Annotated in this window: 9 protein-coding genes; 7 read left to right on the top strand and 2 right to left on the bottom strand. The window is 66.0% G+C overall.

Going from position 1 to position 10,465, the window contains the following annotated elements; translation table 11 throughout:
- Positions 1 to 53 precede the first annotated feature (53 nt).
- The 7 genes from rpsF to SLQ33_RS05915 all read left to right on the top strand — a co-directional run bounded on the left by rpsF (position 54) and on the right by SLQ33_RS05915 (position 6,268).
- Complete coding sequence (gene rpsF / locus SLQ33_RS05940; protein ID WP_319452874.1) at positions 54 to 344, top strand: 30S ribosomal protein S6; 291 nt, start codon at positions 54 to 56, stop codon at positions 342 to 344.
- A gap of 93 nt (positions 345 to 437) precedes the next feature.
- The gene (locus SLQ33_RS05935; RefSeq protein ID WP_319452873.1) at positions 438 to 956 is read left to right on the top strand and encodes a single-stranded DNA-binding protein; all 519 of its coding nucleotides are present in this window, start codon (positions 438 to 440) and stop codon (positions 954 to 956) included.
- 44 nt (positions 957 to 1,000) lie between these two features.
- Positions 1,001 to 1,261 (top strand): 30S ribosomal protein S18, encoded by a 261-nt coding sequence (gene rpsR / locus SLQ33_RS05930; protein WP_319452872.1) that lies wholly within the window; start codon positions 1,001 to 1,003, stop codon positions 1,259 to 1,261.
- Positions 1,262 to 1,269: 8 nt separating this feature from the next.
- A complete protein-coding gene (gene rplI, locus SLQ33_RS05925; RefSeq protein WP_319452871.1) occupies positions 1,270 to 1,725 on the top strand; it encodes a 50S ribosomal protein L9 in 456 nt (151 codons plus the stop codon).
- Positions 1,726 to 2,253: 528 nt separating this feature from the next.
- Complete coding sequence (dnaB, locus tag SLQ33_RS33565) at positions 2,254 to 3,633, top strand: replicative DNA helicase (RefSeq protein ID WP_413467585.1); 1,380 nt, start codon at positions 2,254 to 2,256, stop codon at positions 3,631 to 3,633.
- A 5-nt stretch (positions 3,634 to 3,638) separates the two neighbouring features.
- Entirely contained in the window at positions 3,639 to 4,979 is a 1,341-nt protein-coding gene (locus SLQ33_RS33560) for an LAGLIDADG family homing endonuclease (protein ID WP_413467584.1), read from the top strand.
- A 215-nt stretch (positions 4,980 to 5,194) separates the two neighbouring features.
- Positions 5,195 to 6,268, top strand: a complete 1,074-nt coding sequence (locus tag SLQ33_RS05915; RefSeq protein ID WP_319452870.1) for a glycoside hydrolase — start codon at positions 5,195 to 5,197, stop codon at positions 6,266 to 6,268.
- Here SLQ33_RS05915 and SLQ33_RS05910 read toward each other — a convergent pair.
- Together SLQ33_RS05910 and SLQ33_RS05905 are read right to left on the bottom strand one after the other, a co-directional pair.
- On the bottom strand, positions 6,265 to 8,400 hold the full coding sequence (locus tag SLQ33_RS05910) for a DNA gyrase subunit A (RefSeq protein ID WP_319452869.1): 2,136 nt from the start codon (positions 8,398 to 8,400) through the stop codon (positions 6,265 to 6,267). The genes SLQ33_RS05915 and SLQ33_RS05910 overlap by 4 nt on opposite strands.
- 9 nt (positions 8,401 to 8,409) lie before the next feature.
- Entirely contained in the window at positions 8,410 to 10,443 is a 2,034-nt protein-coding gene (locus SLQ33_RS05905; RefSeq protein WP_319452868.1) for a toprim domain-containing protein, read from the bottom strand.
- Positions 10,444 to 10,465: the final 22 nt, after the last annotated feature.

Genomic DNA, 10,465 nt, shown 5'->3' with positions numbered 1-10,465 from the left:
CTGCCACGGATAGTCCGTGGCCGCACACGACCATAGGAGGTGATGGGTTCCTTATGCGTCCATACGAAATCATGGTCATCCTCGACCCAACTCTCGACGAGCGGACTGTAGCCCCGTCGTTGGAGACGTTCCTGAACGTCGTCCGCAAGGACGGCGGCAGTGTCGACAAGGTCGACATCTGGGGCCGTCGCCGGCTGGCTTACGAGATCCTCAAGCACGCCGAGGGCATCTACGCCGTCGTCGACGTCAAGGCCGAACCGGCCACCGTGTCCGAGCTGGATCGCCAGCTCAACCTGAACGAGTCCGTGCTGCGGACCAAGGTGCTGCGGACCGACAAGCACTAAGTCGTCTAGACGGCCTGTGCGCGTCGGGGCAGTTCCGTAGGCTCGCCTGCGACTGCTTGCTCAAAGCGCTGACAACTAATCCAGGAGGACCTCGTGGCTGGTGACACCATCATCACCGTCATTGGAAACCTGACCGCCGATCCCGAACTGCGGTTCACGCCGTCGGGCGCGGCCGTCGCGAACTTCACCGTCGCGTCGACCCCGCGCATGTTCGACCGTCAGACCAATGAGTGGAAGGACGGCGAAGCGCTGTTCTTGCGCTGCAACATCTGGCGGGAAGCCGCCGAGAACGTTGCCGAGAGCCTCACTCGTGGATCGCGCGTGATCGTCAGCGGCCGGCTCAAGCAGCGCTCGTTCGAGACCCGTGAGGGCGAGAAGCGCACTGTGGTGGAGCTCGAGGTCGACGAGATCGGCCCGTCGCTGCGGTACGCGACGGCCAAGGTCAACAAGGCCAACCGCAGCGGCGGTGGCGGCGGTGGCTTCGGCGGTGGCGGCAGTAGCAGCGGTGGTGGCGGCGGGAACGCGCGCGCCGCCGAGCCCAAGGACGACCCGTGGGGCAGTGCTCCGGCGTCCGGTTCCTTCAGCGGGGCCGACGAAGAACCGCCCTTCTGAGACAAACCATTTAGCGAAACCAAGAAGTAGATAGGCAGAGATCCATGGCGAAGGCCACGAAGAGGCGTCCGGCTCCCGAGAAGCCGATCAAGACGCGAAAGTGCGTGTTCTGCTCCAAGAAGGGCAAGTTGCAGAACATCGATTACAAGGACACCGCGTTGCTGCGCACCTACATCAGCGAGCGCGGCAAGATCCGCGCCCGCCGGGTGACGGGTAACTGCGTGCAGCATCAGCGCGACGTCGCGATCGCCGTCAAGAACGCCCGTGAGGTTGCGCTCTTGCCGTTCAGCTCGGCGACGCGGTAGGGGCTGAGATGAAGCTGATTCTCACCGCAGAGGTCGATCACCTGGGTACGCCCGGGGATGCCGTAGAGGTCAAGGACGGTTACGGCCGCAACTACCTGCTGCCCCGCGGGCTGGCCATCGTTGCGTCGCGTGGCGCCGAGCGCCAGGCCGAGGAGATCCGTCGGGCCCGCGAGGTCAAGACGGTCCGCGACCTGGACCACGCCAAGGAAATCCAGGCCGCGCTCGAGGCGCTGGGCCCCGTGTCGCTGACTGGCCGGACTGCCGGGAACACCGGCAAGCTGTTCGGTTCGGTGACACCGGCCGACGTGGTTTCCGCCATCAAGAAGGCCGGCGGGCCCAATCTGGACAAGCGCACCGTCGCGCTGCCGAAGACGCACATCAAGTCCATCGGGACGCACCCGATCTCGGTGCGGCTGCACCCCGACGTGACCGTCGCGGTGTCGCTGAACGTCGAAGCGGAGTAGTCCGAAGCTTTACAACAGCGTCAACACGCCCGGGTGAGGGGCTTGATCGAACCTCGCCCGGGCGTTGCTGTGCTCGCTGGCGAACGTTGCTCCCAATTCGCGCCACAGCGAAGCTAACGGGCTGTTAACCTGCCCGCTCCGAAACGGCAACACAACACGCCCGAGTCGGCAACCCGGCCCGACACGCCGAGGCAATTCACATCCACAGTTCAACACGCCCTCTGTGGTGCCCTTATCTGCGGGGATGCATATTGTGGACCCATTACTCCACAAGTTGTCCCCAGCGACTCAACATGGCCGACCTCGGATATCCACATTTCATGCACGAGTTCACTAACAGGGGCGGTTTGCGGGCGTTCCAGCAACGTCTAGCGTTAGCCGTCGTGGCCGCCCTCGGGCGGCGACATTGCACGAAATGGGGCAGGTCCGACGTCGCCGACGAGGTGGTCGTCGGTGGGTTGACTTACAGTCGCAGAAGTTGACGTCGAATGCATGTTCGACGGGAACGTAGGGGAGGTGGGACGCTTCGTGGCTGTCGTCGATGATCTCGGTCGTTCCGGCATGGAGGCAGGACCGCCTAGCGAGGACTACGGGCGCCAACCTCCGCAGGACATGGCGGCCGAACAGTCGGTACTCGGGGGCATGCTGCTGAGCAAGGACGCCATCGCCGACGTGCTCGAGCGGCTGCGTCCCGGAGACTTCTACCGGCCGGCTCACCAGAGCGTCTACGACGCCGTCCTCGACCTCTATGGCCGCGGTGAGCCCGCGGACGCGGTCACCGTCTCCGCCGAACTCGACCGTCGCGGGTTGCTCAAGCGCGTCGGCGGAGCGCCGTATCTGCACACGCTGATCTCGACGGTGCCAACGGCCGCCAACGCCGGGTACTACGCCGGCATCGTCGCGGAGAAGGCGCTACTGCGCCGCCTCGTCGAGGCCGGCACCCGCGTCGTGCAGTACGGGTATGCCGGGGCCGAGGGCGCCGACGTCGCCGAGATCGTCGACCGCGCACAGGCCGAGATCTACGACGTCACCGACGGCCGCACGTCCGAGGACTTCGTTCCGCTGGAGCAGCTGCTTCAGCCGACGATGGACGAGATCGACGCCATCGCCTCGCAGGGCGGTATCGCCCGCGGCGTGCCAACGGGATTCGTCGAGCTCGATGAGTTGACCAACGGGCTGCACCCGGGGCAGATGATCGTCATCGCGGCCCGTCCGGGTATGGGGAAATCGACTCTGGGATTGGATTTTTTGCGGTCGTGCTCCATCAAGAACCGACAGTCGAGCGTCGTGTTCTCGTTGGAAATGAGCAAGTCCGAGATCGTCATGCGGTTGTTGTCGGCCGAGGCGAAGATCAAGCTGGCCGACATGCGGTCGGGTCGGATGAGCGACGACGACTGGACGCGGCTCGCGCGCCGCATGAGCGAGATCAGCGAGGCGCCGCTCTACATCGACGACTCGCCGAACTTGACCATGATGGAGATCCGAGCCAAGTCGCGCCGGTTGGCCCAGAAGGCGGACCTACGGCTGATCGTCATCGACTACCTGCAGCTGATGACGTCGGGCAAGAAGGTCGAGTCCCGCCAGCAGGAAGTGTCCGAGTTCTCCCGGCAGATCAAGCTCCTAGCAAAGGAACTTGAGGTCCCGGTGGTGGCGATGAGTCAGCTGAATCGCGGTCCGGAGCAAAGAACCGACAAGAAGCCAATGTTAGCTGATCTACGCGAATCGGGATCGATCGAGCAGGACTCGGACATGGTCATTCTGCTTCATAGGCCAGATGCCTTCGAACGAGACGACCCCCGCGGCGGCGAGGCAGACCTCATCATAGCAAAGCATCGCAACGGCCCGACCAAGACCATAACTGTCGCGCACCAGCTACATCTTTCCCGCTTTACGAACATGGCGCACTAGGAGTCGTGTTGTCGCGGCTGGTCGCCAATGCGCGAATTCTGAGGGCCGACAACGGCGCCGAAGTGACGTGCGACGAGTTGCACCGGACCGGCGAGCGGCCCCTGGTGTGGTCGCTTGATGAGCGCAAGCGCCTGGTGGCACGCCAGGTAACCGAAGTGACGCCCGGTGGCCGTGACGAGGCGTTCACGCTGCGGCTGGCTTCAGGCCGGTCACTGGAAGCGACCGCCGACTGCTTGTTCATGTTGCTCGACGGATGGAGGCGGGTCGGGGATCTGGAAGCCGGTGACCGACTGGCGGTCCCGCGCCGCGTGCCCGAGCCCCGAAGCACGCACTGCATGGCTGACGACGAGGTCGTCTTGCTGGCGCACATGATTGGCGACGGGTCGTGCGTCAAGAATCAGCCCACCCGGTACGCGAGCATCGACGAGCAGAATCTTGCGGCGGTCGCAAACGCGGCCAAGCACTTTGGCGTCACAGTGGTGCGAGACGAGTATCCAGCGGCCCGGGTCATTACACTGCGATTGCCCGCGCCGTACAGGGTGACGCACGGCAAGCGGAATCCAATAGTGGCGTGGCTCGACGGGCTGGGCCTATTCGACAAGCGCAGTCATGAGAAGTTCGTGCCGCCCGAGGTCTTCGCGGTTCCCGACGAACAGATCGCGCTGTTCCTCAGACATCTCTGGGCGACGGACGGGTGCATCAAGTGGGACGGAAAGGGAGGACAAGGTCGGATCTACTACGCATCGACGAGCCGGCGTCTCTCGGAGGACGTCAGGCACTTGCTCTTGAGGCTGGGCATTCCGTCGCGGGCCTACCGCATCCCACAAGGTAGCTACCGCGACATATGGCACCTCCATGTGTCTGGCGTGGGCCACCAGATGCGATTCCTGCGCACCGTCGACGCGCACGGTGCAAAGTTCTTCGACGCGCGCGCGGTGTTCGCCCAGCTGGAGGGCATTAAGAGCAATGAGAACGTCGACACGGTTCCGCGCGAAGTATGGGATCAAGTACGGCAAGGCCTGTCCGACCAACGGATGACCCACCGCGCATTCGCAGAAGCCATGCAAACGAAGTTCTGCGGTTCGACGATGTGGAAGCATTCGCCAAGTCGCGGTCGCCTCCACCGCGCTGCCGCCGTCCTCGACGACCGAACGCTTCACGACCTGACGAACAACGACGTCTTCTGGGACAAGGTCGTCGAGATCTCGAGTGTAGGAGAGCGGGAGGTCTACCGGATCACGGTTGTCGACGCGGACAACGTTGTCGTTCAGGGTGTTTCGGTACGGGCTCACCTCGCTATTGGCGTGGCCAACGCCAGCGCGCGGTTGCAGGGACGGACCAACTAGGTCACCGTGGCGCATCAGCTGTAGCTATCGCGGTTCGTGGTGGCCGGGTTCGGCCCGAAATGACTGACGACCGTGGCAGTTGTTGCCGCTGGGTCCGGCCGGGCGGCGTTCACGTCGACGGACGGGTGGACATCGGCGACGCCAGTTCGTACCCTGTCCGGGACGCACGCGCCGGACCGGGTCGGTCCCTGAAGCGAAGGATCGTGACAAGCCGAATGACATGGGTTCGCCATTCACTTCGGCGAACGGCGTACGGTTCGGCAGCTGCGGTACTGGTGCTGTCGCTGTCGACGGGCGGGGTGATGGCCGACCCGGCGGCTGACGCGCTGTCGACGCTCAACGAGCTGTCCCGTCAGGCGGTGCAGACCCGCGACGCCGTCACGACGGCCCAACGCGACGCCGACGCCAGACTGGCTGCCCAGACTGCTGCCGAAGAGCGCCATCGCGCTGACCTGGCGGCCCTCGAGGTCGCGAACTCCCAGCTTGAGCCCTTTCAGGCCGCGGTCGACCGCATAGCGGCGATGACATACATGGGCGGACGCACCGGTCAGTTCGCGGCAGTGCTGACCGCAACCTCCCCGCAACAGCTGATCGACAAGCTGTCGCTACAGCGGGTGATAGCCGATGAGACGGCCGATCAGATGAAGGCCTTTAGTTCAGGGCGTGAGCGTGGGGCCGCCGCCGCGAGGGCGTCAGAGACGTCGGCCGCCGATGCCCGCGCCTCGGCCGAGCAGGCCACCGCGGTGCGCGCCGACCTGCAGGCCAAGTGGCGTGAACTGCTGCGCCAGATCTCTGCCGCGGAGGCGCAGTACGCGGCGTTGACACCGCAACAGCAAGCGGTGGTCGACGCCGCGAGTGCGCCCGTTCCGGTAGACCCGCCGATTGTCGCGATGCCCGGCGACCCGTCCCTCGCAGCTGCCGTTGTAGACGTCCCGGAGGCGCTGCCCGTCGGCGTCGCGTCCGAGGTCGGACTGCAACCCAACACCATCGTGGCCGCGCGAGCCGTCAGCGCGAGGTTCCCCCAGATCGCCGACATCGACGGCGTTCGGCCGGACTCGAAACCGTGGCATCCGAGCGGCCTGGCGATCGACATCATGATTCCCAACTCCTCAAGCCCGGAGGGCATCGCGCTCGGAGACGAGATTCTCGCGTTCGCAATGGCCAATGCGGCCCGGTTCGGGTTACAGGATGTGATCTGGCGCGGCACCTACTACACACCGGGCGGTCCGGCCGGCTCGGGTTACGGCCACTACGACCACGTGCACATCACCACGACTCCACGTCGCTAACCAGCAGGCGTCACGTCCCCGCCCGACCCCTTAGCCGTCGACTTCGCGCGCTTCTCGGCCCGCACCGGCTTCCCGCCCCGCACGAACCCGGTGGTCGAGATCGACGCGGACAGCACGGCATCCTCGCCGTTGACGAACGGGTGGAACCCGACGCCGGCGCCACCGCGGCCCTTCACCGGGATGTCGGCGACTTCGGTGACCTTCCAACCCTTTTCGGACGTCGACAGAATGGCCTCGCCGTTCTCGCACGAAACGGGGAACGCGGCGATCACTGTGTCCATGGGGTCACCGGCGCTTAGCTTCACACCGGCCACGCCGTTGCCCGCCGCGCCCTGCGGATTCACCGCGGCGGGGTCGATCCGCAGAATCTTCCCGCGGCGAGTCACCAGAGCCAGGTGGTGGCCATCGGCCAGCACCCCCGAACGCACCAGTCCGACGATGTCCGGAGCCACCGGGATGTCGCGGATCTTGTAGGGCAGACCGCTACCCGTGGTGAACTTGATTCGTCCGTCGGTCCACGCCGCCCAACCCAGACCCGAGGTGAGCAGCTCGCCGTGGCTGTCGGAGAACACACCCCGATCGTCAAGGCGCCAGGACGCGTTGACCTTGCGCTCACGGGGCCCGTCCTCGTCGGCGCCGGCGGCGACGGGTACGGCCTCGAAGTCCAGCACGGTGCGACGGTCGAACTCGGCGCCTTTGAACAGTTTCGCGGTCTCCACGAGCTCCCGGTCGATCACCACCCGACGGGCATCTGGGTTGGACACCAGCTCGGTGAGCTCAGCGAACTCCGCGTCCAGCTTCTCCGCTTCGGCCTGTAGATCGATCACGTCGAGCTTGGTCAGCCGCCGAAGCTGAAGCCCGAGAACATAATTGGCCTGCTCCTCGTCGATCGCGAACCGCTCCTGCAGCCCTTGTCGCGCGTCGTCGACGGTGTCGGAGCCGCGGATCACCGCCACCGCGGCGTCGATGTCCAGGTGGATGGTCATCAGGCCGGCTACCAAGTGACGCCGTGCCGTGACCTTCTCGAGCCGATACTCACTGCGCCGCAACACCACCGAGTCGCGCAGGTGCAGGAACGCGCCGATCAGCTCCCGTACCGTCCACCAGCGGGGCACCCGATCCTCGTCGAGCGCGACCAGGCTTGCGGCGAACGTCGATTCCAGGGGAGTCAGGGCGAGCAGCTGGTCGCGAATCGTCTCGGCGCTGTGTCCGCGCTTCGCGGTGACCACGATGCGCAGCCCGTTGCGCCGGTCGGTCAGATCGGACATATCGGCCACACCCGACATCTCCCCGGATTCGACCAGCGCCCGGATTCTCTCCTGCACAGTCGAACTGGCGACACCCGGTGGGAGCTCGGTGACGATGACGTTCTTCCCGTCGACCGACACCGTGCCGCGTACCGTGAACTGTCCACGGCCCGTGGTGATGTACTCGCGCAATCCGGTCGCGCCGATCACGGTGGCACCGCATCCCCAGTCGGGGCCGGGAATGAGCTTCATCAACGTGTCGTCGGTCGTGTTCGGCCTGGCCAGCAGCGCCCTGCAGGCCGCCATGATCTCGCGGGGATTGTGTGCGGGCACCTTGGTGGCCCAACCTTCGGCGATGCCCATGGCGCCGTTGCACAGCAGCACCGGCCACTGCGCGGGCAGCATCGTCGGCTCGGTCCATTCACCGTCGAACGTCTGCACCATCGGTACCGCGTGATCGTCGAGCTCGGCTGTCAGCGCGGCACCGGGTGCCGACAACCGCATCTCGGTATAGCGGTCGGCCGCGGGAGTGTCACCTTGGATGCGCGGAAAGGCCCCTTGTCCGTCAATGACTTTCACGCGCTGGAACTCAGCGGCCATCAGAGCAGCGGCGCCGTACATCGACGCGCCGCCGTGAGGGTGCAGGTTCCCAGTCACCGCCGAGCAGACCTTCGACGACTTCTGCGGCTTGTTGCCGGGGAGCAGTCTCGAGTCATGCATCTGGTAGAGCAGGCGGCGCTGGCCCGGCTTGAGCCCGTCGAACGCGGAGGGGATGGCGCGGTCGCTGACGCTGTAGAGCGCGAAGGTCAGCTGGTAGCGGTTCCAGTAGTCGTCGGCGCTCTGGTCGAGCACCAGCTCGGGGTTCTGTTCGATGATGGCGGTCATATCGTGCTCCTACGTCAAGTCCAGCGAAGAGGTGTCGACACGGGAGGCGATGTCTGCCATCCAGGTACGTCGGCCCTCCGGCGGTCCGCCGAACAGAGTGTGATGCAACCTCTTCTCACCGTCGTCGGGATGCACGCGAATCACGGTGCGCCGCTGCGGATCCAGCACGGTGTTCCAGAAGTCGTCGGCGTCCATCTCGCCAAGTCCCTTGTTGCGCTGTACCTCCACCTTGCGTTTGGAGGTGGCTTTCATCTCAGCCACGGCGGTGTCCCGCTCGGACTCGTCCTGGCAGTACACGCGCTGGCTCCCATCCTTGACGACGAAGAGCGGTGGCAGCGTCACGTAGACCATCCCGGCGTCGACGAGTGGCCGGTAGAACTCCAGGAACATGGAGATGAGGCTCGAGTTGATGTTGCCGCCGTCGGGGTCGGCGTCGGAGGCGAACAGGATCCGGTCGTACCGGCACATCTCCGGATCGCAGTGGTCACGTACCCCGCAGCCCAGAATGCGTTCGATCGAGTCGAACTCGTCCTTGATCCGCGCCTTGCTCACGGTGAAGCCGTACACGTTCGGCGGCTTGCCCTTCAGCGGGAACGCCGCTTGGAACGTGGCGTCCCTGGCCGCCTTGATCGTGCCAAGGGCGGAGTCGCCCTCGCACAGGAACAGTTCGGCGCCGGACCCGCGGCCGGTCTCCCTGCTGGGCAACAGCTTCGGCGGAAGCGACAGGTTCGTCCCCAGCCCCTTGGCCCTCGACGCCGCCCTGGATCGGGCTTTCGCGCCCTCGGCGCTGCGCCGCGCCCTGGCGGACTCCAGGGCCAGCTTGGTCCACAGCGTCACGGCTTCGCCGTTGGCCGGGTTGACCGCCCAGATGGTGACGCTGCGCGCCACGTCGGGGGCCATCGCCACGTTCAAGGACCGCGACGACACGGCGGTCTTGGCTTGGGAGTCCCACGACACGTCGGGTGCGCGGGTATCGACGGCCAGTGCGGTGACCGCGGCGAAGTCCTGTGGCTCGGGACCCTCCTCGCCCTTGGCGAGCCCCAGGTCGCGGATCCGGGAAGCCCTCTCCGCCAGGGCTTCCGACAGCCCCTTCACCGCGGCCGTCAGGTGGGACCCGCCGCCAGGGGTGCGCACGGTGTTGCAGAACGCGGCCACCGTGGCCGGTTCTGCGGGTCCGGCGGTCAACGACCACCGGAACGGCGTCGCGCCGCGCCCGGTGGTGTACTCCCCACGACCCTCCACGACGGCCCGCACACCGGGCAGCGGCGCGTCGGCGGCGGCGCACATGAGGTCAAGGAGCGTGTCAGTGCCCCACGGGCCGCTGAACGGTTCGATCAGTTCGGGCCGGATGTCGTCGCCGGGCCAGCCTTCGTCGACGACGACCAGGTGCACGCCCGGCGACATGCGAGCTGCGGCATGCGCTCTTAGCAGCACTTCGTTGATGTCGATGCTGGAATCCGGCACGACGATTGGGTCGAACAGGATGCGCACCGTCGTGCCGTGCGCGTCGGGCTTGCGGTTGCCGGCGCCGCGAAGCTTCTGCGTGTCGCCGCGGGTGAAGGGAGCGTCCGGGTCGAAGTCCTTGCCCTCGAACACGCCGGGGTACCCGCCGCCGAAACTCTGCAGGTAGGTCTTTCCCGCCCGGCGAACCGTCACGTCGGTACGTGCCGAGATGAACACCGCTGCCGCGGCGCCGATCCCATTCAGTCCGGCACCCGTGCTGGCGGCGTCGGTGTGTGCGGAGAACTTGCCACCGGCGCGTGCGGTACCCAGCGTCTTGACGATGCCGTTCTTGCCGTTCACGGGGTCCGAGTCAACGGGGAGGCCGCGGCCGTCGTCGGCGACGCTGACGGATCCGTCGGCGTGCAGGGTGATCGTTACGCATGCACCACCGTGGCTGGGATCGGCGACCTCTTCGATCGCGTTGTCGACGATCTCGCGTAGCGCCGTGTTGAGCACGTCGAGACCTAGATTCACCGCAGGCCGCAGGCGAGTGTGCTGGACATCGTCGAGCTCGGTGATGTCGGCGGCGGTGTAACTCACTGCTGGTCCTTTCCATCAGGGC

The organism is Mycobacterium sp. RTGN6, from assembly GCF_033804605.1.
Taxonomy (GTDB): Bacteria; Actinomycetota; Actinomycetes; order Mycobacteriales; family Mycobacteriaceae; genus Mycobacterium.
This window is presented reverse-complemented; position numbering and strand designations above follow the sequence as displayed.